This is a genomic window from Peijinzhouia sedimentorum, from assembly GCF_049340005.1.
Lineage (GTDB): Bacteria > Bacteroidota > Bacteroidia > Cytophagales > Cyclobacteriaceae > CAXBDP01.
Window position 1 is genome coordinate 41,920 of the sequence record NZ_JBMPIY010000007.1, and the last position, 26,672, is coordinate 68,591.

The window sequence follows — 26,672 nt, forward strand, 5'->3', positions numbered from 1 at the left end:
TCAAAAAATCATTTTTAATCATAGTTCAGACAATTGCGGTGAAAGCAGATGATTCAAAAAACAGAGAATGTTGAAGAGAAGAGGTGTTATTGGATTTGGAGAGCAGTTGATGGTGGTCTTCTTATAGTTTCAGACGGTTGAGGCGGGAGGATGATTTGTGCTTTGGCTTAACCCACGGCTGCACCGTGGGTTAATGATATTTCGCTCCGTTGGAGCTGGAAATCATAGTCTATCAAAAAATCATTTTTAATCATAGTTCAGACAATTGCGGTGAAAGCAGATGATTCAAAAAACAGAGAATGTTGAAGAAGTGTTATTGGATTTGAAGAGCAGTTGATGGTGGTCTTCTTATAGTTTCAGACGGTTGAGGCGGGAGGATGGTTTGTGTCATTCCATTAATCCACGGTTGAAACAATGGGCTATGGATATTTCGCTCCGTTGGAGCTGAGGGCTTGGGTTCTTGGTCGTTAAAAAAGAGAGTCAGATTGCAAATCCGATTTATCTGCGGTTCGACATTCAAATGTTGGACAGTTGGTGTATTGCAAAAAAATAATTAGATTCGTCTTGAGCTAATCGGCTTGTATAAAGGTACTAAAAAAAGTATGTTTACAAGGGAAATATAAAGGATCCTAACTATTTTAATTTAAGCAATGTAAGAAGATTTATATACAAATTACTTTGAAAGTATTTTTTTACAGATGTAACATTATTAGGCAAAAATTACAATCAAAAACAATAAATTGATTAATAGGTATCCATGACCTATTTGAATAACCACTATATTAAAAGAAATACCCTAATAATTAAATGAGACTCGAACAATTAACATTTACAAGGTTTATTGCAGCAATTTCAATCGTAGTCTTTCATTATGGAACAAATATTTTTCCATTTAATTTGGACGTCTTTTCGTTCATATTCCAACAGGCAAGTATTGGAGTAAGTTACTTCTTTATTTTGTCCGGATTTGTAATGATTATTGCTTACGGGCAAAAGAAAAGAATTCAATTCGATAATTTTATTAAAAGAAGGGTTTCGAGAATCTACCCGGTTTACTTAGTGGCCATTATATTACTAATGAGCTTTCAACTTATAATGAAAATTCCAATAGATTCTAATGGACTTATTTTTAATTTGACAATGATCCAAGCATGGATACCCGGCAAAGCACTCTCTTTTAATTCACCTGCATGGTCTATATCTGTTGAAATGTTTTTTTACATATCCTTCCCTTTATTATTCAATTATTTTTACACTAAAATTGAAATAAAAAAATTATTTATATACATAACATTAATATTTATAATAAGTCAATGTATTCTTCATTTTGTGCTTGGATCATCCTTCTATCAAGGTTTCCCTTCTAAAAGCCATGATTTCATATTCTATTCACCATTAATGCATTTTAATGAATTCCTCGTCGGCAACATCTTTGGTCTTATTTTTATTAGAATGGGGAAATCAAAAAATACCGATTTGCAGATCATAATCTTGCTAATTGTATTAATAATATTATTAAGATTTAATTATGGCATTAATTACCACAATGGAATGTTGGCATTTATATTTGTTCCAATAATTTTTTTAGTATCATCAAATACAGGAATAATTAGTAAAATATTAAAAAATAAACATTTAGTATTTCTTGGGGAAATCAGCTATGGTGTTTATATTCTTCAAGTGCCTGTTTATAATTGGGTAGCAATGGTGTTAAAATATCTAAATATGAATAATTTAACATTTATTTTTTACGCTAGTTTAGCAATTTTAATTATTCTATCCGCAATTAGCTTTAAGTACATTGAATCACCAATACGAATAAGAATTAACAGTTTTCAATTTATTAATAAACCCAAATCCGTCGATAGTCAAAATTTCCAATGACGGTCATTAGAAAGTTTGTTTTGTAAGTAACTGATTCTATTTATTTTGAGAGGATTCTTTTCACTGAATTTCTTCTGCTTTTATGATAAGATTTTCTTACGGTGTTGAAGCCTATAAAATTTGAATTTACTGAAAAAGAAGTTCCCCCTTGGACAGTAATGGCTTTGCTGGGTAAGATGCTACGCTCCATTGATTTTGAAACCGTACTGAGAGATCTTCCAGTCCCGACCCAAGGATCTCCACTGGGGCTATTCTCCCGAGTAGCTAATGAAACAGTTTCTTGTCATCGTTTGTAGTGGGGTTTATTATTTTTAGTAAATTAAAGAACACTTTTTTGGACCTCCTCAGCTGATAAACCAAACATTGGAGGAGTGGTTACATTAAGCAAATTTAGGTATAGGTAAAGTTGTGCTCGATGATGGATTTCATGCTCGATTAACGCACGTAGCCATTTTCCTCCCGCTATTTTTGAGTTGTCGGGAGTAGTGTATTTTCTGTCTAGATCATCAGTGCTTAGACTAGAAATTATTGCAATGGATTCTGAGTGTAGGCGATTAAAATATTTCACTATGTTATCATATCCATCTGCCAATTCTTTTCCACAACCTGGATAACGATTTTTGCGACCCGCGATAATCTCAGCAAATAAATAACGCTCAATTGATGCAATATGCCTTATTTGATCTCCAATGGTGAATTTTCCTTCCATATATGCAAAATCAATATGCTCAGCCGGAACAATTCTTACTAGACGGTTTGTTCGCTCTCTTATTCTTGAATAATAGTTTAGAAATGACTGTATTGAGGTGATTTCCATACTATTTTGTTTTGTAATTCTTCAATGCAATCAAAGTTACCATTGCCGTTGCGCATAAGTTTTCAATTTCATTACTTCTCACAAATACGTTAGAGGTACATACTGTTAATGTTCTGCCTGCTTTAACTACATTTGAACGTACTATAAGTAGGTCACCTTTCGCAGGAGCCAACAAGTTCAATTTATATTCTACAGTTAATACTGATTCTCCAGGTTGCATCGTCGAGTATGCAGCATACCCACCAGCAGTATCAGCAATTGTTCCTATTGTTCCTGCATGAAAATACCCATTTTGTTGTGTCAAATTGGCGTTAAAAGGCAGGTGTATTTCACAAAATCCCATATCAATGCTTTTCAATTCTGCGCCAATATGTTTCATGAATTGCTGCTGATCAAAACTTAATCTAACCCTTTCTGCATTATCCATATAATTTTATTTATCCTTTAAAACAATTGAAGCGAACATTAAATACCACTAATAGCCAATATATTTGCATTACTAACTTCAGCTTAAATACTAAAATTCAAATTCCATAATCTCTTTTGGATAATACAAATTGGTAATTTGCTTCTACACTAGAAAGTTGATGCTCCATTCGTTTAGCACCTAATTTTAAAACTGCCTTTTGTGATCGGATATTATTTGCTCCTACGTGGAAAATAATGCTAGTCACATACTTGAAGGCATAGTCTAACATCAATTTTTTCAATGAACTATTATAAATCCCACCCCAAAATTCTCTCGCCAGAAAGGTAAATCCAATCGTAATTCGTGCTTGGGACTCATCATAATCATAATAGCGTGTGCTTCCGATTATTTTGTTAGAGCGGTTCTCAATGATCAGGAAGGCTCCTCCACTTTTAATCGCTCCATCATAAAAAACCCTAAAAACCTCCCGTTTATACCGATCATTTTCAGGGTGCTGTTCCCAAATAAGAGGGTCTGATGCAACAGCATATAGGTCTTCAAAATCATTACTGCTAAGTGGTTTTAGGCTTATTAATTCATCTTTTAAATTAGCAGGCTGAGGATCGAATTTTTGATTTGCAATTTTATCCATACTTCGAATACCTAATTTAGCTTAAATTCATCTTCTAAATATTTGTGATAAACTAGCCATTAATGCATATAGATATTTAGTAGTTTCAGTAGTAAACTTAATCCAATGTATTCTATGAACCAGCTTCATTGCAGTGTTTATAAAAATCAATTAACGTTTTCATGTGTGCTGGGAAAGAGAATTCTTCTTCTATTTTTTGTCTATTTTCAGCAAGGTATCCCCAGTCCATTACTTGTTCCATTGCCTGGGCAAAGGCATCAATATCTCTTTCCTCGACAAGGATTCCATGTTTTCCATTTTCTACGAGTTCCGGAATTCCTGCATGGAAGGTGGATACAACTGGTAGTTCCATAGACATAGCTTCCATTAGTGCATTGGGTATTCCTTCTGTATTGCCTTTTACGGTGATACTATGGTGAATAAAGGCATGGCATTTTTCAAGATAGTCCTTAGTTTGATTTCGGTTTAGCCAGCCGGGAAATTCAATATACTTCACTAAGCCTTGCTCTTCAACATAAGATTTTAAGGATGCTAAATCCGGTCCGCCACCTCCTAAAATCAGTTTAGCCTTTCTACCTTTTTCAATTAGCTTTTGAAAAGCTTTTATAGCTTCTAGTTGTCCTTTGCGCTCTTCAAAATGAGCTACTTGAAAAAATATAAATGGCTCTTTTGGATGATCTTTCTTTTGTCTTCTGAAAAAGTCCGTTCGAGTACCGGAATGTAGAATCAAATGTTTGTTAAATTGAATTCCACTTCGTTTAAGGTTCTCCCTTAAAAACTCACAGACAAAAGTGGGATAAACTCTCCAGTCAGACAGCATCTTTTCAATCTCCCTAACATAAGACTTCCGCTCCAGATGAAATGATGCATCATGCCCTCGAAAAGAAACAATGATTGGAGTATTTGGAAATTTACTTCTTTGAAAATTCTGATAAAAGCGCAGTGCCTCATAACCAAAATGACAATGGATGATATCCGGCTTGATTTGCTCCACCAACGCATTTATCCTTTTGGAATAAGCTGTATTTTCAAAATCAAGTTTCACATCATAGATTTCTGCCCACCACTTAAGCTTTCTTACAATTCTATTTTCCTTGAAAGGAATTTCAAAGACTTTTCCAAAAGGAAATTGATCCGGGTTATTTCTCTTTGTGCATAGATAGCTAACCTCAAATACTTCGCTTAAGCCTACAACTTCATTATAAATAAAGGTTGTTGTAGGATTTCCAAAATAATCTGAGACAGCTAATATTTTCATATTTTAAAAAGGCAGGTATTCCTATTGTATTGGGAAACAAGTTTAACGTTACAAATAATTAAAAATAATCATGTTGGCAAAACAATTATATTGATTTGATTAGTGTTTTATATAACGCATTCATCTGTTCCAAATGAACTGAATGAGAGAAATTTTTGACAATCAACTCCCTGTTTTTCGGGAGAAATCCCCATGTCATAATTTTTTTCATTGAATCAGCATAAGCTGAGATATCTCTTTCATGCACCAAGATCCCATTCACTCCATTCTCTACTAATTCAGGAATACCCGCATGAAAGGTTGATAAAATTGGCATTTCCATAGACATTGCCTCCATAATAGCCGTAGGAATCCCTTCTGTATGATTGTTTATAGCTAAACTATGATGAACAAATGCATTAGCATGATCCATATACACTTTAGTTTGACTTGGGACAATCCAGCCTGGAAAATCAATATAATCTTGTAATTGCATTTGCCTAACCAGACTCTTCATTTCATCCAATAGCGGCCCACCTCCTGCTAATATCATCCTCACATGCAATTTTGGGTTCTCCTTTAACAATAATTCAAATGCTTCAATGGTTTCCCTAATCCCTTTACGTTTTTCAAAGTGTGAAACTTGAAAGAAAGTAAATGGGGAAGAACTATCCGGATAGAGATATCTCTTGAAAAATTCAGTATTAACACCACAGTGAATGATATGTGCCAATTTTAAATCTATATCCTTTTGAATAAGGTTTTTCTTTAAAAACTCGCAAACAAATACCGGGAAAACATTTGAATGGCTTAACATGGTCTTTATAGCCCTTACATAGGATTTTCTATTTAAATGAAAAGAAGCATCATGACCATGAAATATCACAACAATTGGGATTTTAGCCTCCCTAATTTCAGAAGGCATGTTTTGAAATAATCTAAGTGCCTCATAACCAAAATGGCATTGAATTACTTTGGGGTTTTTAAGTTCAAAAAAACGCTTAAGCTTTCTGGCAAATGAGTTATTTCTGAAATTTAATTTTAGGTCATTAATTTCTAACCACCATTTCAATTTTCTTTTCAATCTACCTTCATGAAAAGGTATAACTTCAACCTTATCAAATGGAAATTTCTCTTGATTTAATCTCTCTGTACATAAATAGGTAATATCATAAAGCTCATTTAAGCCTATTAATTCATTATAAATAAAGGTAGTAGTATTATTGCAAAAATAATCTGAATAAATAACTACTGATTCCAGACTCGAATTAGGGTGGTCCATTTAAATTTAGTTGATTAATTGCTTTTATAAAACTCAACAACAGAGGTTAGTAAGGCTAACGAAAGTACGGGTTTTACAAGCATCTACGTTGAAATCTGAATCATTAATTTTCAATTAGGGCAGTTTAATAATAAATAACAAGTTGATTGCTTCTCTTTCAAAATTCATTTTTAATTTCAACCATGAAAATTGCAATAGTAACAGGCTCAAATGGTCTCATAGGAAGTGAAGCTGTAAAATTCTTTTCCCAGCAAGGCTTTAAAGTAATAGGAATAGATAATGATATGAGGTCTTATTTCTTTGGAAATGAAGCGAGTACAAAGAAAAATGAACGGAAATTATTAGACAGCATTCCTGAGTTTCAAAGCCTATCCCTTGACATTCGAAATCAAGAAGATATGGATGCTGTATTTCAAAAGTATGGCACAGACATTAAATTAGTTATCCATACTGCTGCACAACCCTCACATGACTGGGCGGCAAAGGAACCACTAACAGACTTTACAGTAAATGCCAATGGCACATTGGTAATGCTGGAGGCCACTAGAAAATTTGCTCAGGAAGCGGTATTTATTTTTACGAGTACCAATAAAGTGTATGGTGATACTCCTAACTACCTCCCACTTATTGAAACAGAAACTAGATGGGAAGTAGATCCTAGTCACGCCTATGCTGAATATGGAATAGATGAAAAAATGAGTATTGACCACTGCAAGCACAGTTTGTTTGGCGCCAGTAAGGTTGCTGCAGATGTATTGGTACAAGAATACGGACAGTATTTTGGAATGAAAACCGTAAGCTTTAGAGGTGGGTGCTTAACGGGTCCGGCTCATTCCGGAGCAGAGCTACATGGCTTTTTGGCCTATTTAATTAAGTGCGCAGTGTATAAGCGACCTTACACTATCTTTGGCTATAAGGGGAAACAAGTTCGAGATAATATCCATAGTTACGATTTGATCAATGCATTTTGGCATTATTATCAAAAGCCCATCCCCGGAGCTGTATACAATATGGGTGGCTCTCGACATGCCAATATTTCAATGCTTGAAGCCATCGCCATGATTGAGCAATTATCTGGACATAAATTAAGCTATACCTTATCTGATCAAGCGAGGATTGGCGACCATATTTGGTATGTCAGTGATGTACGCAAGTTTGAGCAGGATTATCCCAATTGGAAGTATAGTTATGATATGGAACGTACGCTTAAGGAAATGATTGCAGCAGCTGAAAGAGGAGAGTAAATGATAGTAGTTAGACTATGGGGTGGCTTAGGCAATCAGTTATTTCAGTATGCAACCGGACAAGCTTTAGCGACAAAAAATGGATGTGAGCTGAAAATTGATACAAGTTTATTGTATGAAAATTTGGACGATCCATTAACTGTTAAGAGAGAATTTGACCTTAATGTATTTAACATTAAAGCTGAATTGGCGACAAAAGAAGAGATCGCTTTTTTTAATCCACCCGCTTCAAATATTCCTCAAAAGCTAAAAGCAAAATGGCTTAATTTTAAATATCCGAATAGAGTTTATGCTGAAAAACATTTTCATTTTGATCCAAAATTAGCATTGCAAAAACCTCCTTTATGCATTATTGGCAATTGGCAGAGTTATAAATATTTTCAAGAAACTGAAGGAAGTTTACGCTCCGAATTGAAATTTAGTAAAGAGCTTGAAGCAAATTCTACTGATTTGGCAAATGAGATTCAAAGCACACAATCCGTTTGCATAAACATTAGAAGAGGTGACTATGTAAATCACCCAGTGTATAGTAAAACATTAGGATTTAGAGGGCTTGAGTACTTAATCCCAGCGGTTGAAAAAATTAAAGAAAAAGTAGAAAATCCATCTTTTTATATTTTTTCCGATGACATAAAATGGTGTGAAGAAGTTCTACAACCTAAAATTGGCGGGAGGGTAATTGACCATCGTCACAAAGGCTGGAAGTTTGGTAATTACTTGCAGCTAATCAGCCTTTGCAAACATCAAATTATTCCTAATTCTACTTTTGGCTGGTGGGGGGCATGGCTAAATAATAATCCAAATAAAATTGTAGTAGCCCCTCAATTATGGTATCAAGATAAAAGCTATGACACGAAGGATTTGTGTCCTGATGACTGGATAAAGATTTAAATTTATTTTTTCACCCCAATCACATGTAAACCAAAGGCTAACAGTTCATTAGAAGCATTTCCTTTTTGAGAAAATTTCTTTAATTTGGAGAGTATAATTCGTCTGGCCAATTCAAATAAAAGCCCCTTTTTAACTTGAGGTGCATACTTATCAGAGGCGATTTTCATGAAATGCATTTCTTGAGCTACATACTCAAAATAATTACCATTATAGTCTATTGATTCTATGGCAATATTATTTTCCTGAAACCAATGCTCATAAAAATAACGGCTAAAGCCGGTTGAATAGTGATAAGGTGCGAAATGAGTGATAGAGCAAAATGGGGCTGTAATAATCAGTTTTCCCCCTGGTTTTAAAACCCTAGAAAATTCTTTGATTGCTGCCATAGGATCAGGGATATGCTCTAGCACCTCTGTGCATAATACAACATCAAAAGATGCATCCGATACAGGCATATTTATGATATCAGATACAATATCTATTTGGGAATAATCCCATTCTCCATTTTGGATTCCTGTACCATCGCCCTTTCCATCATATTGATTAAAATCTTGGCTAGTATAGTTTAAATGGCTACAGTACTTTTTGTATTGGCACTCTCCTGCTCCAGCATCCAATATTTTCAGGCCTGCGGGAATGCTTTGCAGTTGATTTTTAATCCAGTTTTGTCTATCTGTTAGATTGTTTAAACCAACCTCACTATAGTCGCCTAAAATGGCTCTATTTGTTTTATGTATCAAACTCATTAAGTACCGATAATAGATTTAAACAATAATTTCCATGTTTGCCATTTAAATAGTTTCCGTCTATCTAAGGCCACAGAACGAGTAAAATTATAAAGTCTTTTCTGACTTGAAAGCTTTTTATCTGCAAATAACCAAAAATGATAATTGGCTAGTAAATTATTGATATAATGTCTAGGTAAGCGCGTTTTAACTTCTGGATAGCTTTGAATTTTAGACCAAACTTCGATTTGCCTTAGATAATTAGTAGAACCCGCCACACTTAAGTTTCCAGGATGCCTTCTTATTAACCCGGTATGTTCAGGAATCACAAAAAATTGAGAAATGGCTGCCACACGTATAAAACACTCCGCATCAATATTAATTTTTATTTGCTCATTGAAGCGAATATTGGCAAATAAGGAATGATGAAATGAACAGGCCGTTGGATAGAGCGCTACTTGCATGGCGTACTCTAATGAATCTTTAAAATTATTCTCTACAATACTTTGATGGTCCTTTATAGCACCATTTTCAATAAAGGCAATAAAACTACGGAAAAAGGCTTTTTGAAAATTAGATTTTACGATTGCTGCATGATGTAACTCGAGGTGATTAGGCTTCCATAAATCATCTGAATCTAAAAAAGCAAAATATTCTCCACTTGCATTTGAGATGGCAGTATTTCTGGCTGCTCCTGCTCCAGCATTCTTTTGCTTAATTATCCTAATACGATCATCACCGTACGCTTCCAAAATACTTACTGACTTATCAGTAGATCCATCATCCACGGCCACTAATTCCCAATCCTTAAATGATTGATTTAATACTGTATCTATCGTTTCAGCTAAAAAATCCTCCCTATTGTATATTGGTAATAAAATGGAGAAAAAGGGTTTGGTATTTTTAATTATGTTTGTCAAAAATCTTGCTTTATTATTTATCGATCAAAATGATTATTGAGAACAAACTGGTGAACAAAGTTAAAATATTAAGCTTCCCAATAACTATTTTAACTTGCCTAATAGGCTATTCTTTTTTCAATGATTACCGCATTTTACTAAGATTTATCGGCGTTCCAGCTGAAGCAATCATTTTTACTGATCTAAAAGACACGATCGAATTCGCGAAAAACTATTTTTATGGAAATTTACCTATAGAAGAGTATGGACAATTGGGATTTGCTTGGGCTCCATTTGTTTTAATACCTATCGATTGGCATATCCCTTTAGGCATATTACTTGGACTCACTTTTTTCTATATAGCTTCTCTATTTCCTATCAAAAATGGGAAAATATACTTTTCTCTATTATTAGGTTCATACGTTGTAATATTTGCGGTTGAAAGAGGACAACCGGACTTATTAATATTTATTTCTTGTTTCTTTTTGATAAAATTAGTCCAAAAAAATCAAACAGTATTTTCCACACTATTAATTATTTATTTGTCTTTACTTAAGTTTTTTCCTGCAAGTCTTTTTGCCCTCCTTTGGAACAAGAAAATAACAAGGAGTCTATTAATTACTATTTTAGGTCTTTCGGCATTAGCTGCGGGTGTACTATTGGAATGGGACTTATTTATTGAAACGATTGCACATCAAAACAGAATGTTTGGTGGGCTCACATGGAAGTCTTTTGGCTCACATGGAATTTTTAGTTTATTCAATAGTATCAACTTATGGAGCATTGGTGCAATCCCTACAATAGTAGGTTCCATATTATGCATTCTGATTTTCATAATGATTGGGTTTTTCATAAATAATTCAGATAAAAATCAAAATAAGTCTACAAAGTCTATATACTTTTTAGTTGGCTCCTTGCTTTTTTTGACCACGTTTATGCTTGGAAGAAACTTTGATTACAAATTAGTTTTCTTGCTCTTCACCATCCCATTTTTATTGGATACATTTTATTCGGAGAACCTCAAAAAAGAAAGACTTCTAGGAACAATACTGCTAATTGCCATATTTATCAGCTTTTGGAGTGGACTTTTGGGTGGAGATCTTTTAGAAGGAATCAGAGATCAAAACCTAGATAATCTTGTTGGTCAAATATTGAGGCTATACCTAAATGGCTTTAATGTGATAAAAGAGCTTTTGACCTGGGTAATCTTTGCCGGTCTTAGTTATTTCACTATCCAACTATTGCCTCCTTGGTTTGGGCAAACATTAAATCTCTCAATTTTTAGAACCAAATAGCTTAGAGAAGAGTGTTTTTTTCGATTTTAATGGACTTGTAATGCTCACCCTACTGAGTTTTGCTTTATGTGCATTTTCAATTGACTGCCAAGGACAATCTTGTATAAAATGCTTAACTAATTGCCTTTGCAAGGCTAATAAGCGAATATATTCCTCAGGATGATTATCTAGGAAAATGATTTTTTCTTTGGCTTCTGCTACCGATCTTACCCAAGTTTCTTTGGGTAATAATTGCGTATGGATTAAATCCTCCGGTGCCATCAATACAAGAGTTCCTAGGGAGATTGCCTCGGCTACTGAATTGCCACGAGTTGGGCGACCACCTACTTTCAGAAAGTATTTTGCATCAAAAACCTCGCGCAAATTATCCTTGATTAATTGTTGATGAACGCGAATAGGATGCCCGGTATCTTTTAATGGTTCATAATGAGGAATTATTTTTACGGGTCTTTCTTTTACGACATTCACTTCCGCATAAACACCATTTTTTAAAGACTCTCTGCCAAGCTCCTTTTTTAATATCTCTTCAAGACAATAAGGACCAAGATAGGTGTAGGGAAAATCCAGAATTCCCAAACTATTAGCAATAATGCCTCTAGACTCTTGATTTAATGAGCAGTCATAATCATAATAAACCTTATCCATAAAGCGATTTGCCTCAGCAATCATATAAGTCCATAGGACATTCGGATACTGTAAGATAATGCTTTGTGGCACTGCGAAATTCATACAAATAACCACATCATATTTAGCCCAATCTATAGAACTTGGTTCCACTGCAAAATCACCCGGAGGAATATTAACTCCCGGGCTTTTGAATTCTTGTCCGGGAATTTTATCTAACGTAGTATGATTTAATTTTCTAAAATCATCTGGACCATTTTTTGACCAAGTGGCTAATATCTTTTCCCAATGTCGCGATTCCGGATCCGAAGTCTCTTTGGTGATAATAAAATCAGCATTATGTAAAGTAAAAAACCCTATAGGGCCTACCCTACCCATTGAAGAAAATAGCAATTCAGCTGCATTTGAACCATTAGCTGCAACATACAAATCTTGGTAAACTACCTGCTTGACAACGGCTATTTTCAACTTATCCATAGTTTAAGATTGATTTATCCTTCTGAAGCTTCCATTAATAAGTAGGCATTCAAATAATGCCATAATTTTGCTGATCCTTGAAAATCCCAAGCATTTGATTCAAAATTTTCTTCCACTTCTTGCGCTATACTCTTGCCTTCCCAAATTTCTGAATTTAAAAAACTTTGGCTTCTAATAGCATCCATCGAGAAGCTTTTCAAAGTGCCTCCCAGCCAATCATGCATTGGTGCTTGTATGCTCATTTTAAAAGTTCGGGTTCGAATAGATTCGGGTAATATTCCCTTCATTGCCTCTCTTACTATTTGCTTACTGTATCCATTCCCTAATTTAGAATGTTGAGGGAGGGACATAACATAGCTAACTAGTCTGTAGTCCATAAATGGCATTCGAATTTCTACTCCGTGCTGCATGGAAGCTCTATCGAAGTTGCGTAGGATCACAGGCAAAATACCTGAATGAAATTGTCTGTATATTAAATCAGCATAAGGATCGGAACTTAATTTATCTGTTTGAAGATATGGAGTGGATAAATTAATAGAGTTATGCAAATCTGAAATCCAAACATCCTTAATTTCTATGGTGTTTGGTTCCTTACTATTATAGAGCCCAAATTTATTTAATGCTTCTTTTAAGCCTCTTTTCACATTTTGAACAGACTTACTCCCCGCAGGTATCCCCTCTAAATTCTGTCTGGCTATTTGATGCTCTGCTGGAGGAAATAAATTGACGTATGTATCTGCAACTTCTTTAGCGTAGGGCAAATCACCTTGAAGCATGGCAGTTTTATATAGCTCCAAAATATCTGCATTGTAGCCAAAGAGCATTTCATCTACACCATGTCCGTCCATTGAAACTACAAAACCTTCCTCCCGCATCTTTTGATAGATTTGTCCGATTACATTTATTGGGGTGATATAAAAATTATCAAACAGCTGAACTGATTTAAGGATATCAGATTCTAAATCAGGCACATCTAGAGCATTAACCGTAGTAAGATTGCCTTGATACTTATTAACTACTTGCTCGGCAAATTCCAGCTCATCTACGCTCGTACCCGGGAATATTGCGCAAAAAGCCCTTTGCCAATTGGCAGGCGTTCTTTCCCAATGGGTATTTTTTGCCTTTCCATATTGCAACATAGAATATACTGAAGATGAATCCAGCCCGCCACTGAGTGCAGTCGCAATAGGTACATCAGATCGGAGTCTAAGACGACAGGAATCTTCAAATAAAGCTAGAAATTCTTTTGCTTGTTCTTCGAAATGTTGCGCAGGCTTAGGCAAGTTTTCTTGGGTACTCCACCATCGAATAGATTTGGCAGGTGTATTTGGCTTCTTGATCAGGAAATGGCCAGCAGGAAGTTGATATATATCTTTGAAAAGACTTATGCCTCTAGCTTCCAAAGAAGTGAAATTTTGCAATTGAGCCTTCACATGCTTGGTATTCCATTCTCTTCTAAAACCCTTAAGATTCTTGAAAGCTATCGTTTCTGATGCAAAAGCAAATATTTCTGCTTTGTCGATAAAAAATAATGGCTTGATTCCGAATCTATCGCGGCAAAGGAGTAATTCCTTTTCTTTTTGATCCCAAATAGCTAATGCCCACATTCCATTGAATTTGGGAAATGCCTGCTTACCCCATTGAATATATCCGGCCAAAATTACCTCTGTATCGGTATCCGACTGGAATGACCAACCCAATTGTTGGAGTTCGTTACGTAGTTCAAGAAAATTAAATACCTCCCCATTGAAAGTAATGGTATATCTATTTTCTAAGGCAGACATGGGTTGTTTACCCTTATCTGAGAGATCTAGAATAGATAATCGTCTGTGGCCAAGGGATAAATTTTCAGATTCACAATGATAAAAGCCAAAACCATCTGGCCCCCTATGAGCTAAAGCTGTGTTAAAAGAAATTATTTCTTCTTTAGCAGATAATGCTTGAGTTGAATACCAAATTCCTGTTATGCCGCACATTATGACTTAAATTGAATATTTTGCAAAGCATTAGAAAGGGTTTTTATCCTTTTATATTCCTTATCTAAAGTAAGGCTAATGAATGGCACGCAAGCAGAATAACTTCGAAAATTTTGCGAAGACAAACCACTGCTTAGTGGAAAGTAAAATAGGCCTTTAATTAAATAAAAGAAAGACAGTATTAAACGCTTAATGCCTGAATAAGAATTGAAATGGACAATTGCTTGGTACTTATTAATAACTGGGAATGTTTCTGAAAAGCCTTTAAGCAATCTTTCTAAATAGTCCTTTGTCAAGCGCTCTTTAGGGATAAAATGCGTGAAAACTAATTCTTCATCATACCATAACTTGTATCCAGCCAATGAAACCCAACGACACATTTCATCGTCGCCGCCAGAACTTAATGATTTCCCTTTTCTATCATGAAGGAGTGATTCAAAACCAGAATTGAATACATTCAGTAGTATGTCCTTTCGAAATATTGTTGAGGCACCCCATACACTCCCTTTATGAGAAACGTCCCCAGAATTAAGGCTTAGAATTCCAGTCGCATAGCTACCCATATTTGGGTAAAACCAATAAGGGAATTCAGTATCAGATTCTGGATTACCTCTACCTGCAAGAGCTCCTATATTTGGGCTTCTCTTTAATATTTCTGCCGCCTTATTTAAGTAATCACTAGCTAGCCAATTATCATCATCACAAAAAAGTAACCAATCATAATTCGAGGCATCAATACCAGCCTTTCTTGCAAAACTTAAACCTGGGTTGGGCTCAAAAATCAGGTTCGCAGTAAATTTTTTATTTAAACTTGAAATCCATTCTTCAACAAAATTTTTCGTATTATCGGTTGAGTTATTATTCACAACAATAACTTCAATATCCATACCTCCAATTTCTAAAGCACTAATTGATGCAAGAGTTTGCCGAAGTCTTTTTTCCCCATTATAGGTACATATTATTATTGAAAACCCTGGAATGTTCATTATTTCTGATTAATGCATGCTTCTAAACTCGTTAGTAAATTTTTCATTGGACTTTTAGGATAACATTGATTGATCTTATTGGACGCTTGAATTGCCATTTCAATTAAATGGTCAGTATTGCTAATGAAATAATTAATTGCTTCTACCATGCTATTTTCAGTATGATTAATAATTAGACCATTTACTTTATCATCCAACCACTCTGTTACTCCACCCACATCTGTTGCTATACATGGTCGACCAATTTTCATTGCTTCTAGTAAGGTGAGAGGAGTCCCCTCGCTGAAGGAGGGTAAAATTAACACATGATGATCTTGCCAAACATTCAATACATTCTGCTTACCTAGAAAAAAAACTTTATGACTTAGTCCAAGATAATTTGTCAACTCTTTTAAAAATTCCTCATCCTTACCTTCTCCCACAAAACTCAATTCCCAATTTGAATTGATTAATTTTTCAGAAGCTAAGGCTTTTAGTAAGAAATGTTGCCCCTTTACATTTGAGTCTAATCTTGCAATATGCGCTAACTTCAACTTTCCACCTTTCAATTCTGGCATTGGCATCACATCAATCCCTTCAAATTTTATTGGATTTGCAATAACTTCGGAATTGTGGAATTGACTTAATGTTTGAAGTTCTGCTACATCCTTATTCCGTTTCGACACAAAGAAAATTTTCTTTGCTAATGGGAAAAAATCCTTGGCAACTTGTCGCCATTCTTTTGGAATAACTTCAAATTCGAAATTATGCTGTGAAATAATTACAAATGGAATTTTCCTTTTTTCAACAAATTCCCTTAAATCTGGGTGCCAACAGATATCATAAGTGCCACCTTGATTTATCACTAACAAATTGGTGTTTGCATCTATGTAGTTCTCCCACTTAATTTGACCCAATTTATGAAGACCTACCCTACTTAAAATTCTATTTGTGATAGAATATGAAGGAGAAAGTGGCCGAAAGGAAACAGAAATATCCTTTTCGCTTAAGAGTTTATTTACTTCACTAGATCTTGGTTGCCAATCGAATAAATTGATTTTTACTTTAAACCCCTCCTTTGAAGCTAATAGCGCGGTTTTAGACCATAAGTCTTCACTACCGCCCCAAGGAAAGCCTGCCATTAAAGAGATAAAAGTTATCGATTTTGGCATCAATTAAATTTTCAAACTGATACAATGCATTGCATATGACTGCTTGCTTTAAGTCTAATAACGAGAGCTTGCAAAAACCCTAAGGTTTTATCATCCAATTTTGCTAGTGATTTCCATAGTGGATCCTCATCGAACTCAGAGCATATTTTGACCATATCTACATCAAACTTTCCTGGTGTACTAATTTCTCTAACTTTGAAGCCTGCTCTAATTAGAAAGTTTGTGATGTTTAAAGTACTAAATGCATTTAAATGCATTGGAGGGAATATACCATGAGCTAACAATCTATACTGATCATAATCAGAGGCAACCATTTCTAGGCCTTCCATGTTCGGCGTGGTGAATAACATAGATCCTCCTTTGACCAACAATTTTTTGACTTCTACCATAAATGAAAATGGGTCTGAAAGATGTTCAATGAGTTCAAAATGAAGGATTAAATCAAATTTTTGGTTACTAGAACTCACAAATTCTTCAACAGACGAGCAAGTCAGATTTAAATCATTACCAGCAGGGTTTGAAATAGCATTTTGGTCGATATCAATTCCAAAGAATTCAAAATTTATGCTCGGAAACGTAGACAGCAAATTCTCTTTTAATTTCTTTAAGAATATACCTGATGCACAACCTATCTCTAGAATTCTAAACCTTTCTAGTGAATTATTAGACGTAATGATCCTTTTAATGGCTTCTATTCTATTATCTAGAATAAAACTAACACTCGGTCTACTTTGTCGCTTCTTAACAATATCCTCAAGCATTATATTACACTTTCCATTATTGTAATAATCTGACAATGCATCAACATTTGGACATGGGTTTACATAAAGACTATTGCAAGTGTCACAATGTGCTACTTTATACTTTTCCAAAAATGGCTTTGCTTCTTTTGATTCCTTGCTACCACAGTATGGGCAGGGCCTATCATAAAAGGATAAATTATGCTTTTCATAAATTTCAATTGCATCTTCGAGCCTTTGATTATATATAGCTTTAGCGTCTTCAGTTGACCTATTATCTTCAAATTTCACGTAAGGAAATTCCATATTATAGCAATTTAAGTGAGGTTCAAAAATATGTTAAAATTTAAATTGAAACTATCAAATTATATATCCTTTTTGAATTTTGTTCAAATAAAGGATAATGTCCAACAAAAGGAAAATACTCTTGTTGATATAGTTTAGATAAAGACAAGATCATTTCATCTTTATCCTGATTAGAATTAATATCCAATTTAACGTAGTTCATTAGGAATTGAAAAAAATCAATTTTTGTCTTGAAGCTTTTCCCACAATTTGAATTAAATAGTAATCCTGACCCCGCAAGCAATAAAACTTTGTGGTGGAGGATTACATTTATTTCAAGCTTCGTTCCAAAGGCCAAAACACAATCAGCTTTCTGAATTACTAAATCTGGATCACCAAAAACAATAATTAAATTATCCCTCACTTTACCTTCTTTATAATAATTCAAATTAGGGTGAGGTTTAAAAACAACGTCAATTAAGGGGAATTTGGTAGCTATTTCTTCTGCTGCTTGATAACTATTCTTGAAAAATGGAACATAAATTTCCCTATCAGAATGCCTATTCGGAATTGTTAAGGAATCTGCCACGCTTAAACCAAAAATCAATAATTTCAACTTTCCATTATTCCAAAAGTCCGAATCACATAGAAATGGAATTGTCTTTTTCTGTTCATAAAGATTTAGAGACGCTGCATTTTGGAAAATTTCCTTTAAAAACAAAATGATGGTTTCCGAAGCATCATTGTTAAGCTTAAAGATTTCATCCTTAAATTTTTGACTAAAATATATACTTTTCCTTTTGGTGAGTATAAATGTTCCTGGAACTGCTCCCCATTCAATATATGAAATCTTGACCCCTTGAAATTTAAATGTATCTCCTATAAAGCTAAACTGATAACAACCAGGGTTCCATACAAATAATATAGCTGGGCGATACTTATTTAAAACAATTTGACCGTGCCTATAATATTCCTCGTGAGTCAAAAGTAGCTCAAAATAATTCTTAATATTTTTCCAATATTTAAGTCTAACAAGCCATTTAAAATATTTAGGATTAAAGAATATTCTGAAATTTTTAATTAAATTCCATCTGCTTTTACCCGTTTCAAAACGGATTACTTTATCACCCAACTCTTCATAAACAAAAGATGACCACAAAAAACAATTTATACCATATTTTTCAAGGGCTTTAAAATGGGTTTTAAAAAAGGCAACTTGCTGAGAGTTTAACTCGGGAACTACAGAGAATATTACATTTTTCAGACTCACAACTTTATAATGTTATCAAAATAAAAGTTTGAGTATTTTAACAATGATGGGTTATTAAATGCGTAAAATCCAATGCTATTGGCATTTGCTGCATCGAAATCGTTAATGGAATCTCCTATCATAATACAGGTTTTCGTATCATAATTTTCTTTTAAAAGAATTTCTGAAACTAATTTGCGTTTTGGAGTAGGTGAACCTTCAATACTTTTAAAGTATTGGCTTATTCCAATACCCGAACAAATCTGACGCAATTCTTCACCATCGGAGCCAGAAACTATATGCATATTAAAATTTTTGTGATGTTCCATGACATAGGAAACTGTTTCAGGAATTAATAAATCTTTATTAACCAATAGGTTTAACATGATTTCTGAAAATCTTTTAGCATACTCCTGTATCGTCTCATTTGTAACTGATTTATTCAATATTACTTCAAAAAAATAGCGGAATTTAACGTATCGAGACAATCCTCCATTTTTATGATGATAGGCCATTAGTTTTTCAACTTGTTCAGCAGGAAAATCTTTTAAAACTTGCCAAAAACCTTGATCTCTAATTCTATTAGAATTTATTAAAACACCATCAAAATCCCAAAAAATCGTTTTAATCTTCATGACTAGTACTCCAATTTGTCTGCTTTAAAATATTTCTTACTTTTTCAGCATCTTCCTCAGTATCAACTGTCACAGAATCTGATGATAACTCAACCATTCTCACTTCATTGCCTAACTCTAAAAATCGAATTATCTCTACATCCTCCTCTTCTTCTAATTCAGTTTTAGTTTTTACTCTTGAAAAGTCAATTAATGATTGTTTTGGAAATGCATAAACACATATTTGCCTCCAGGCTTTAATGAATTTATCTTTTTTATTACCCGGAATTGGAGATCGAGACATATATAATAAACGGTAATCTGGTCTGAATACTACTTTCGGTATTGATAGACTTCTATACTGCTCTTGGGTTTGAATTGGGGCAAAGCCATTAATTATATCTAAGGGATACTTTTTGGCTGTTTCAATTACTAACCGAATATCATTAGGGTTTATAAGTGGCTCATCACCTTGAACATTAATATATGTTTTAGCAATTACCTTATTCGCAAATTCTGCGATTCTGTCTGTTCCAGTTAAGCATTTTTTAGAGGTTAGAACTACTTGAATATTAAAAGACCTGCAATGGTCAAAGATCCTTTTATCATCAGTTGCCACATAAACTAATGAACTATCAACAGCTTGAATACATCGCTCATAAGTTCTCAATAACAATGATTTTCCTTCTAGGTTTAATAACGGCTTCCCTGGCAACCTAGATGATTGATACCTTGCAGGTATTACAACTACAAAATCTTCCATTTACTTAACCAATAATTGAATAAACTGAGGCCTCTTTAAGTTCACCATAAACTGTTGGGGTTAGGCAAACTAATTCAATAGATTTTACTTGCTTAAATTTCTGGAAAAGAAATTGATTTTCCGTGAAAAGTTCTTGCTCCTTTTGAGATATTTCTCCTTTATATGCGTCATAACCTGAAACATAGACTTGTGAAATTTCTAAATCAAGTATTACCTGTAATGCAATACTAGTATGAGAATCTTTGAATTTGTCTGAAAACCAAATTCTCTCTAATTCAAATGAATTCTCTCTTAATACTTTGGGAATATATGTCCCCATCGATCTTGGGTAAGGAGGCAAAACACATTTACCTCTAACAGGGAATTCTCCAAATACATTTTCCAAACGATGACCTTCATTCCCTACCAAGCAAAATAGTTGATCGTTTGATACATTTATGAAATTTAATGCATTTTTAGAACTTGCATGTAATACTAGCATGTCAGGATTCTGATCAAGAAAATCTTCAATCGCATTGGAATGCTCTGATATACTAGAGCCTCCACCAACCATTAATACCGCACTGTACTTTTTCCTGTCTGATTTTAACAATGGAAGACTTTCATTATCCACTTTGCCTTGACTTTGATTATTTAAGGCTCTTATAATTGAATTAAAGGAATAATAACGTTTTCCTACCCATTCCATTACTTGCTTTTGAGGTAATGAATTAGCTCCAGATACCATATAGGGTAAATTGGTTCCCCAATTATATTCAGTTTGCAATTGACTAAAACCATCTACCACAGAAGTAAGAGCATTATAGTCGAATTCCAACTTACCTTTAGCTTGTAAAGCAGTAAGCAATAATTCAGTTTTCAAATTACCTGCTCCTCTTCCCATACCAGTAAAAGTAGAATCAACAATATCAATTCCTTCCTCTATAGCTACTAAAGTATTAGCTAATGCCATTTCTAAATTATTATGGCCATGAAACCCTAACTTAACTTTTGTTTTTGATCTAACTAATTCAATGATTTGCCTTACATCCTCAGGATAAACCCCTCCAAAGGAATCAACCATATAAAAATATTCAACTAAGCCATCAACCTTAGGAAGTAAATTTAAAAACTCCTTTTGATCCTTCCATGTGGACATGTACATAACATTAAACGCAATTTCAAAATCTAGTTTCTTAATTGCTTTCGCTAAGCATATTGCACGTTGAAAATTTTTGGGATCAATAGCTATTCGAATTAGTTTTACGTATTCCTTAATTGGAATTAATAACCCATTAATATCATCCTCACTTATATCCTTCTCATTGAGGATAATTGCCAATTTTTTGTTTGACTTTAGGTTTATATCCCTTAAAACCGAAACGGGACAATAATAATATTTTCCCAAATATCCGATCATTGGCTTTGAACGATAACCGACCTCTAGATATTCAATAGGAAGGTGATTACAAGAGTTTAAATATTTATCTACCAATTGTTGATCAAAATCCCAATTTGTATAATACCCTCCGTCCCGAAGAGTACAGTCTAGAATATTGAATTTTACAGACATTATATCCTAATTTTAAAATACTTTTCAATTTTCCATTTTAATTCATTCGCCAATTTGCTTGCAAAAGATTCTTGATTTGTTAGTATAGACTTCTCCAACTGAATCAATTCCTCTCGGAACTTTTCATCAAAGCGATCATTACTATATTTAATCAAATTATATGCATATCTAGAAAAACCATATGCTGTTGCGACATAAGCTAATTTCAATAATTGATTACTATCGCTCACTTTAGTAGGGTCTTTTAAATACAAAGCATTACCAAAAAAAACTTCCTTCAAATCTTTAAATGGTAATTCTGATTTTCTTTTGTGGCCAATAGTTTCTAATGAAACCAGATTAAAACCTTTACCCTTCAAAAATGGGTCAACATCAAAAAATAAATCTTGAGAAAGATATAGCTCATGAAAAGAAACCTCAATTTCTATCAAATTTAATGTATTAAACATATCCTCATTCCCACCCTTCAAAATTTGGAGCTCTGTACCCTGTGTATCTAACTTAATTAAATCAGGTAGAACTTTTTCATTGAAAATAAAATCATTTAGCGACAATGAATTAACATTGGAGACCATTTCTACATTAAATCGGTCACTATTTTCAAAACTATCTAAATATTCTAAATTTGGTTTCAAGAGTGAGCTGCATTGCCTTTTTTTTGTCAAATTAATTTTTGAAACTCCAGTTGAAAAATCAATAGCAGTATTATAGAAATTGACATTAGTTGAGGGGTTCAACTTTTTATATGAATTAAAATCAGGCTCAAATCCAAAAATATTTTTAAAAATTAATTCATCCCATTCTTTTGGATACTCATCTGCTGCACCAATATCAAATATATTAATTCTTAAATTTTCACTTTCCATCTTGCTTGAAAGCAGTTGATAAAACTTACGATCTATCTTACCTAATTTTCTCATAATTCCAAATTGGGTCAATTGCTATTCTACCGGGCTTATCATTAGTCAAATACGAAAACCTTGGATTTATTGATAATAAATCTATTTCAAAAACTATTCCTTCTGGTATAAACTGTTTAGAACCATGCCCTATTCTAGAAACATGAAAATCAAAATAATAAGAACCAGGTTTAAATAAAGGCCTAGGAAGATTTATTGAGCATCTAAAAAGTCCTCCTTCTCTTTCAAATAGTAATTGATTATTACTGCTAACTTCGAAGTTTGCAAATATCACTTCTCCATCTTTACAACATTGATAAAAAAGACAATGATTACTTGTCTGATCTTTAATTTCAACTAAAAACTCTAACCCAATTTGCTCATAAGTATCAATAACTCTTTCTGAGGATTTTTTGCCGTTAATCAATAATTGGATTTCTCTTATCTTCATGTCACTTTCAATTTCACGTTCTTCTTTGAAATTGAAAACATTAAAAGCAGGTTTATAGCTCAAATAATAATCTATTACTTCATTGGTTTTTCCAGTAACGCCGATTGTTCCATTCTCTAAAAAAATCGATCTAGAACAAAGACTCTTTACCGCTGCCATATTATGACTCACAAACAATATAGTCCTTCCCTCATTCTTACTAATATCGCCCATTTTACCCAGACAGCGTTTTTGAAACTCGGCATCCCCTACGGCTAATACTTCATCTACAATTAGAATTTCAGGATCGAGATGGGCTGCTACGGCAAAGGCAAGGCGCACATACATTCCCGATGAGTAGCGTTTTACCGGCGTATCAATATACCTTTCTACTCCGGAGAAGTCCACTATTTCGTCGAATTTCCGTCTGATTTCGGACTTGGTCATACCAAGTATGGCACCGTTCAAGAATATATTTTCTCTACCCGTAAGCTCTGGGTGAAAGCCTGTACCTACTTCCAGTAATGAAGCCGTACGGCCTTTAATTTTGATGCTACCGCTACTTGGTCCGGTTACTCTGGAGAGGAGCTTAAGTAGGGTAGATTTACCCGCTCCATTTTTACCAATAATCCCTAGTACTTCTCCTTCTTTTACTTCAAAGTTAATATCCTTGAGGGCATATACGTATTCAGAGCTGGACTTTTTTGCACGGTCATTTGATTCACCAATCTTAAGATAAGGATCTTCCTTTCCACGCAATCTGTGGTACCATCTATTCAAATCATGCGATAGCGTACCTGTTCCTACTTCGCCGAGACGGTAGAGTTTGGATACGTTTTCGACTTTAATTACTGTGGACATGAGAAGGGAGGATGGAGGATGGAGGATAGAGAATGGAGGATAGAGAATGGAGGATAGTTAATCTTCCACATACCACATTTATGCTACCTGTCCATTCTAGCTTATATTTTCTGTTCTGGTACATCAGTTTCAAATTTAGCACAAGATTTTAATCATTTGCTTTAAATTGGGAATTTCTTAATGAGGATAATCGCTTACCTAGCATTTTGATATTGTCGAGTACAGGATCAGCTGCTTTTGAATCTACAAATTTCAACTCTTGAGCTATGATCAATAAGTTTGCGAGCTCCATTAAGCTCCCAAATGCAATTTCAGTAAATCGGGCTTGCTCTTTTTTTGTGATTCTAGATGAACCTTCGGCAAGATTCGCTGGAACGGAGATGGCAGCTCTTCTCATTTGACTTATGAGTCCGAACTTTTCATTACTAGAAATAGATCTTGTTATCTGATAAATAATCAAGCTTAATTCCTTCGCATCATGCCAAACTTCTAATTTCTGAAATGGAAATTCTTTTTCAAGCCTAGCCATATCGTTAATCTTTAATACAAACCCAATTTCATTAATTCATCTATTTTCTCTATCCTCTCTCAACCATCAACCCTTCTTGGCTGTTCTCCATCAACCATCCTCCTTCCTCTTTCAACCTTTTCCGGCTGCTTCCATCAACCATCCTCTATCCTCCCTCAACCAAAAGAAACACACCTCCAACCTCCTCTCAAGAGGAGAATTTTTGTTGCATTCCATCAACTGTACTCCGTCAACCGTCAACAATTCTTGTCCATCAACTATCCTCTATCCTCCCTCAACCTTCCCCTACACCGTATCCATAAAATCCTTCTCCACCTTATTGAAAATAACGGTGCCGATAGCTAATGAAATTAGCATAAAAACTACAGAGTAGATCCATAGATTCCATTCTACAACACCTTGCCCCATAAAACCTTGGCGGAATGATTCGATAAGTGGTGTAAGTGGGTTGGCTTGTATGATAAGTCTAAATTTACCCTCTACTTCAGTATAAGGATATATAACGGGCGTCGCATACATTAATAATTGCACACCGAATGCAATAAGAAAGGTAAGATCACGGTATTTTGTAGTCAAGGAAGAGACGATCATGCCCAAGCCTAGTCCAATCAAGCCAATATTGATAATGGCAATAGGGACTAGTAGGATGTATATGGTAATGAAAATTTGGTCTGTAGTAATAAGGTAGTATAGCCAAACAACTAAAAACAGCAGGAACTGTACACCAAAACGCATAAGATTAGAAAGCACTATGGAGATTGGTACAACAATGCGGGGGAAATACACTTTGCCGAAGATATTAGCATTCCCTATAAATGTATTGGAAGTTTTGTTGAGGCAATCGGCAAAATAATTCCAACCTACTAGTCCACTTAGGTAAAATAGCGTGGGTGGCACTCCATCAGTTGATATTTTTGCAATGCCTGTAAATACAACCATAAATACCACCGTAGTAAGAATGGGCTGAATAAAAAACCAAGTGGGGCCTAGAATGGTCTGCTTAAATTGAGAAACAAAGTCCCGGCGAACGAAGAGCATTAATAAGTCTCTATAGCGCCAAATGTCTTTCCAAGGAATATCAAGTAAAGATCGCTGTGGAGCAATCTCCAAGTCCCATTTTTCTTCCGTCATTTTCTATTGTTAATAAAGCTTAAAGCTAAGTCAAATATAGAGAAATGGGAAGATGATTGGAAGAAAGTTGAAGATGGGTGTTGGGTACAATATGTGAAATTACCAAAGATGATCTATTTTGAATGCTTAAACTGGTGGTCCTTAAGGATATTATTTTTTCGCAATAGCATAAATTTCTAATATTATTTAGTCTATTTTTTTTGGAGCATTTTTAATTCAAATGGGCTAATGCTGTCTCAAATAATTTTTCAAGTGATGTGCTTATTCATTCCAGAAATCGTTTTATTCTTCAGCATTTGCCTGAACCGCTGATTAAATAATTTCACTGACCTTATGCGTATAATTCGAGAAGGATTAGGTGGTAGTTTGAAATTATCGCTGGATTTTTAACTGTTCTCAAAAGTGAATTTGGTTACTTTCATTTTTTGATCGCTTCTAATATTGCATAAACTAATGTTTTATAATAACTTAACTCACCTTTAAAAGGGCTAAATAAGATTTACAAGGATGAGTTTATATTCACCAACCTAGACTTAAATGAAATTTCTTCTAAGAATTGTATATTTAGCTGTAAAATCAATTTAAAATATGCAACAAAGGCCTTTCCTTAAAATTGATATATTTCTAATCGGCGTATTCATCTGCATCAATTTTCTGATCCAGCAAAATGCTATGAATTGGACAGTGTACAACCTTTATAGTCTGGTATTGAGTATGTATTTTATGATAAAAGCGCTCCGATTTCTAGCTAGTAAGCAAAATTCGCTTTTTGTTTTATCGAATTGGCTTCTCTCCGCTTGCATAGGAATGGCTATGGTAGATAGCTATATTGATTTCAATGAAGCGTTGAAACTATGCTCTCTAATTTTAGCCTTTGGCAATGCATTTTTTATCTACAAATTCTCAAGAATAGATCAAGGAAGAGCTTTTGGAATGCATCTTTTGGTAATGGCTATTATTTCTATGTGGGTGATTTGAGGAGAGGTAATTCTACCACAACAACGATTGGCCATAAGATTGAAATAAAATAGACAGAATATACTATGAGAATTTATCCTGTAATCAAGAAA

General features: G+C 34.3%; 25 protein-coding genes. 5 read left to right on the forward strand and 20 right to left on the reverse strand.

Going from position 1 to position 26,672, the window contains the following annotated elements; translation table 11 throughout:
- Positions 1-807: 807 nt before the first annotated feature.
- Positions 808-1,884, forward strand: coding sequence for an acyltransferase family protein (locus tag ACOXY8_RS10880; protein ID WP_458331619.1), 1,077 nt, complete (start codon positions 808-810; stop codon positions 1,882-1,884).
- Positions 1,885-2,203: 319 nt separating this feature from the next.
- On the opposite strand, the gene ACOXY8_RS10885 is transcribed toward ACOXY8_RS10880, so the two are convergent.
- From ACOXY8_RS10885 to ACOXY8_RS10905, 5 genes are all read right to left on the reverse strand, one after another.
- A complete protein-coding gene (locus ACOXY8_RS10885) occupies positions 2,204-2,701 on the reverse strand; it encodes a DinB family protein (protein WP_458331620.1) in 498 nt (165 codons plus the stop codon).
- A 1-nt stretch (position 2,702) separates the two neighbouring features.
- On the reverse strand, positions 2,703-3,128 hold the full coding sequence (locus ACOXY8_RS10890; protein ID WP_458331621.1) for a PaaI family thioesterase: 426 nt from the start codon (positions 3,126-3,128) through the stop codon (positions 2,703-2,705).
- A 97-nt stretch (positions 3,129-3,225) separates the two neighbouring features.
- The gene (locus ACOXY8_RS10895) at positions 3,226-3,762 is read right to left on the reverse strand and encodes a GNAT family N-acetyltransferase (RefSeq protein WP_458331622.1); all 537 of its coding nucleotides are present in this window, start codon (positions 3,760-3,762) and stop codon (positions 3,226-3,228) included.
- Between the two features lie 112 nt (positions 3,763-3,874).
- Complete coding sequence (locus tag ACOXY8_RS10900) at positions 3,875-5,020, reverse strand: glycosyltransferase family 4 protein (protein ID WP_458331623.1); 1,146 nt, start codon at positions 5,018-5,020, stop codon at positions 3,875-3,877.
- A gap of 85 nt (positions 5,021-5,105) precedes the next feature.
- Complete coding sequence (locus ACOXY8_RS10905) at positions 5,106-6,281, reverse strand: glycosyltransferase family 4 protein (RefSeq protein ID WP_458331624.1); 1,176 nt, start codon at positions 6,279-6,281, stop codon at positions 5,106-5,108.
- A gap of 182 nt (positions 6,282-6,463) precedes the next feature.
- Between ACOXY8_RS10905 and ACOXY8_RS10910 the strand changes: the two genes are divergently transcribed.
- Both ACOXY8_RS10910 and ACOXY8_RS10915 read left to right on the forward strand, forming a co-directional pair.
- A complete protein-coding gene (locus ACOXY8_RS10910) occupies positions 6,464-7,525 on the forward strand; it encodes an NAD-dependent epimerase/dehydratase family protein (protein WP_458331625.1) in 1,062 nt (353 codons plus the stop codon).
- Positions 7,526-8,416 carry an alpha-1,2-fucosyltransferase gene (locus ACOXY8_RS10915; protein WP_458331626.1) on the forward strand — a complete coding sequence of 297 codons (891 nt, stop codon included), beginning with the start codon at positions 7,526-7,528 and terminating at the stop codon, positions 8,414-8,416.
- 2 nt (positions 8,417-8,418) lie between these two features.
- On the opposite strand, the gene ACOXY8_RS10920 is transcribed toward ACOXY8_RS10915, so the two are convergent.
- Together ACOXY8_RS10920 and ACOXY8_RS10925 are read right to left on the reverse strand one after the other, a co-directional pair.
- Positions 8,419-9,156 carry a class I SAM-dependent methyltransferase gene (locus ACOXY8_RS10920; protein ID WP_458331627.1) on the reverse strand — a complete coding sequence of 246 codons (738 nt, stop codon included), beginning with the start codon at positions 9,154-9,156 and terminating at the stop codon, positions 8,419-8,421.
- Positions 9,157-9,161: 5 nt separating this feature from the next.
- Positions 9,162-10,061 carry a glycosyltransferase family 2 protein gene (locus ACOXY8_RS10925; RefSeq protein ID WP_458331628.1) on the reverse strand — a complete coding sequence of 300 codons (900 nt, stop codon included), beginning with the start codon at positions 10,059-10,061 and terminating at the stop codon, positions 9,162-9,164.
- 29 nt (positions 10,062-10,090) lie between these two features.
- Between ACOXY8_RS10925 and ACOXY8_RS10930 the strand changes: the two genes are divergently transcribed.
- Positions 10,091-11,335 (forward strand): hypothetical protein, encoded by a 1,245-nt coding sequence (locus ACOXY8_RS10930; protein WP_458331629.1) that lies wholly within the window; start codon positions 10,091-10,093, stop codon positions 11,333-11,335.
- Here the strand turns inward: ACOXY8_RS10930 and ACOXY8_RS10935 are convergent.
- From ACOXY8_RS10935 to ACOXY8_RS10995, 13 genes are all read right to left on the reverse strand, one after another.
- The gene (locus ACOXY8_RS10935) at positions 11,315-12,436 is read right to left on the reverse strand and encodes a hypothetical protein (RefSeq protein WP_458331630.1); all 1,122 of its coding nucleotides are present in this window, start codon (positions 12,434-12,436) and stop codon (positions 11,315-11,317) included. The two genes, ACOXY8_RS10930 and ACOXY8_RS10935, sit on opposite strands and share 21 nt — an antisense overlap.
- A gap of 14 nt (positions 12,437-12,450) precedes the next feature.
- The gene (asnB, locus tag ACOXY8_RS10940) at positions 12,451-14,412 is read right to left on the reverse strand and encodes an asparagine synthase (glutamine-hydrolyzing) (protein ID WP_458331631.1); all 1,962 of its coding nucleotides are present in this window, start codon (positions 14,410-14,412) and stop codon (positions 12,451-12,453) included.
- The gene (locus ACOXY8_RS10945; protein ID WP_458331632.1) at positions 14,412-15,398 is read right to left on the reverse strand and encodes a glycosyltransferase; all 987 of its coding nucleotides are present in this window, start codon (positions 15,396-15,398) and stop codon (positions 14,412-14,414) included. Before ACOXY8_RS10945 ends, asnB begins: the two co-directional genes overlap by 1 nt.
- Positions 15,398-16,549 carry a glycosyltransferase gene (locus ACOXY8_RS10950; protein ID WP_458331633.1) on the reverse strand — a complete coding sequence of 384 codons (1,152 nt, stop codon included), beginning with the start codon at positions 16,547-16,549 and terminating at the stop codon, positions 15,398-15,400. Before ACOXY8_RS10950 ends, ACOXY8_RS10945 begins: the two co-directional genes overlap by 1 nt.
- An 11-nt stretch (positions 16,550-16,560) precedes the next feature.
- A complete protein-coding gene (locus tag ACOXY8_RS10955) occupies positions 16,561-17,580 on the reverse strand; it encodes a class I SAM-dependent methyltransferase (protein ID WP_458331634.1) in 1,020 nt (339 codons plus the stop codon).
- A 55-nt stretch (positions 17,581-17,635) separates the two neighbouring features.
- Positions 17,636-18,844 (reverse strand): hypothetical protein, encoded by a 1,209-nt coding sequence (locus tag ACOXY8_RS10960; RefSeq protein ID WP_458331635.1) that lies wholly within the window; start codon positions 18,842-18,844, stop codon positions 17,636-17,638.
- A complete protein-coding gene (locus ACOXY8_RS10965) occupies positions 18,841-19,458 on the reverse strand; it encodes an HAD family hydrolase (protein WP_458331636.1) in 618 nt (205 codons plus the stop codon). Before ACOXY8_RS10965 ends, ACOXY8_RS10960 begins: the two co-directional genes overlap by 4 nt.
- On the reverse strand, positions 19,448-20,200 hold the full coding sequence (locus ACOXY8_RS10970; RefSeq protein WP_458331637.1) for a 3-deoxy-manno-octulosonate cytidylyltransferase: 753 nt from the start codon (positions 20,198-20,200) through the stop codon (positions 19,448-19,450). Before ACOXY8_RS10970 ends, ACOXY8_RS10965 begins: the two co-directional genes overlap by 11 nt.
- A gap of 4 nt (positions 20,201-20,204) precedes the next feature.
- On the reverse strand, positions 20,205-21,752 hold the full coding sequence (locus ACOXY8_RS10975; protein WP_458331638.1) for an aldolase catalytic domain-containing protein: 1,548 nt from the start codon (positions 21,750-21,752) through the stop codon (positions 20,205-20,207).
- Positions 21,752-22,672, reverse strand: a complete 921-nt coding sequence (locus ACOXY8_RS10980; protein WP_458331639.1) for an FkbM family methyltransferase — start codon at positions 22,670-22,672, stop codon at positions 21,752-21,754. Before ACOXY8_RS10980 ends, ACOXY8_RS10975 begins: the two co-directional genes overlap by 1 nt.
- Positions 22,656-23,942 (reverse strand): ABC transporter ATP-binding protein, encoded by a 1,287-nt coding sequence (locus ACOXY8_RS10985; RefSeq protein WP_458331640.1) that lies wholly within the window; start codon positions 23,940-23,942, stop codon positions 22,656-22,658. The genes ACOXY8_RS10980 and ACOXY8_RS10985 overlap by 17 nt, the downstream gene beginning before the upstream one ends.
- 148 nt (positions 23,943-24,090) lie before the next feature.
- Positions 24,091-24,471, reverse strand: coding sequence for a four helix bundle protein (locus tag ACOXY8_RS10990; RefSeq protein ID WP_458331641.1), 381 nt, complete (start codon positions 24,469-24,471; stop codon positions 24,091-24,093).
- A gap of 285 nt (positions 24,472-24,756) precedes the next feature.
- Positions 24,757-25,602, reverse strand: a complete 846-nt coding sequence (locus ACOXY8_RS10995; protein WP_458331642.1) for an ABC transporter permease — start codon at positions 25,600-25,602, stop codon at positions 24,757-24,759.
- A gap of 588 nt (positions 25,603-26,190) precedes the next feature.
- Between ACOXY8_RS10995 and ACOXY8_RS11000 the strand changes: the two genes are divergently transcribed.
- Positions 26,191-26,580, forward strand: coding sequence for a hypothetical protein (locus tag ACOXY8_RS11000; protein WP_458331643.1), 390 nt, complete (start codon positions 26,191-26,193; stop codon positions 26,578-26,580).
- Positions 26,581-26,672 lie beyond the last annotated feature (92 nt).

Bases quoted from the DNA above. Each gene is read 5' to 3' on its own strand.
- ACOXY8_RS10880 (WP_458331619.1), top strand. From the start codon at position 808: ATGAGACTCGAACAATTAACATTTACAAGGTTTATTGCAGCAATTTCA.
- ACOXY8_RS10885 (WP_458331620.1), bottom strand. From the start codon at position 2,701: ATGGAAATCACCTCAATACAGTCATTTCTAAACTATTATTCAAGAATA.
- ACOXY8_RS10890 (WP_458331621.1), bottom strand. From the start codon at position 3,128: ATGGATAATGCAGAAAGGGTTAGATTAAGTTTTGATCAGCAGCAATTC.
- ACOXY8_RS10895 (WP_458331622.1), bottom strand. From the start codon at position 3,762: ATGGATAAAATTGCAAATCAAAAATTCGATCCTCAGCCTGCTAATTTA.
- ACOXY8_RS10900 (WP_458331623.1), bottom strand. From the start codon at position 5,020: ATGAAAATATTAGCTGTCTCAGATTATTTTGGAAATCCTACAACAACC.
- ACOXY8_RS10905 (WP_458331624.1), bottom strand. From the start codon at position 6,281: ATGGACCACCCTAATTCGAGTCTGGAATCAGTAGTTATTTATTCAGAT.
- ACOXY8_RS10910 (WP_458331625.1), top strand. From the start codon at position 6,464: ATGAAAATTGCAATAGTAACAGGCTCAAATGGTCTCATAGGAAGTGAA.
- ACOXY8_RS10915 (WP_458331626.1), top strand. From the start codon at position 7,526: ATGATAGTAGTTAGACTATGGGGTGGCTTAGGCAATCAGTTATTTCAG.
- ACOXY8_RS10930 (WP_458331629.1), top strand. From the start codon at position 10,091: ATGATTATTGAGAACAAACTGGTGAACAAAGTTAAAATATTAAGCTTC.
- ACOXY8_RS10935 (WP_458331630.1), bottom strand. From the start codon at position 12,436: ATGGATAAGTTGAAAATAGCCGTTGTCAAGCAGGTAGTTTACCAAGAT.
- asnB (WP_458331631.1), bottom strand. From the start codon at position 14,412: ATGTGCGGCATAACAGGAATTTGGTATTCAACTCAAGCATTATCTGCT.
- ACOXY8_RS10945 (WP_458331632.1), bottom strand. From the start codon at position 15,398: ATGAACATTCCAGGGTTTTCAATAATAATATGTACCTATAATGGGGAA.
- ACOXY8_RS10950 (WP_458331633.1), bottom strand. From the start codon at position 16,549: ATGCCAAAATCGATAACTTTTATCTCTTTAATGGCAGGCTTTCCTTGG.
- ACOXY8_RS10965 (WP_458331636.1), bottom strand. From the start codon at position 19,458: ATGAAGATTAAAACGATTTTTTGGGATTTTGATGGTGTTTTAATAAAT.
- ACOXY8_RS10970 (WP_458331637.1), bottom strand. From the start codon at position 20,200: ATGGAAGATTTTGTAGTTGTAATACCTGCAAGGTATCAATCATCTAGG.
- ACOXY8_RS10975 (WP_458331638.1), bottom strand. From the start codon at position 21,752: ATGTCTGTAAAATTCAATATTCTAGACTGTACTCTTCGGGACGGAGGG.
- ACOXY8_RS10980 (WP_458331639.1), bottom strand. From the start codon at position 22,672: ATGAGAAAATTAGGTAAGATAGATCGTAAGTTTTATCAACTGCTTTCA.
- ACOXY8_RS10985 (WP_458331640.1), bottom strand. From the start codon at position 23,942: ATGTCCACAGTAATTAAAGTCGAAAACGTATCCAAACTCTACCGTCTC.
- ACOXY8_RS10990 (WP_458331641.1), bottom strand. From the start codon at position 24,471: ATGGCTAGGCTTGAAAAAGAATTTCCATTTCAGAAATTAGAAGTTTGG.
- ACOXY8_RS10995 (WP_458331642.1), bottom strand. From the start codon at position 25,602: ATGACGGAAGAAAAATGGGACTTGGAGATTGCTCCACAGCGATCTTTA.
- ACOXY8_RS11000 (WP_458331643.1), top strand. From the start codon at position 26,191: ATGCAACAAAGGCCTTTCCTTAAAATTGATATATTTCTAATCGGCGTA.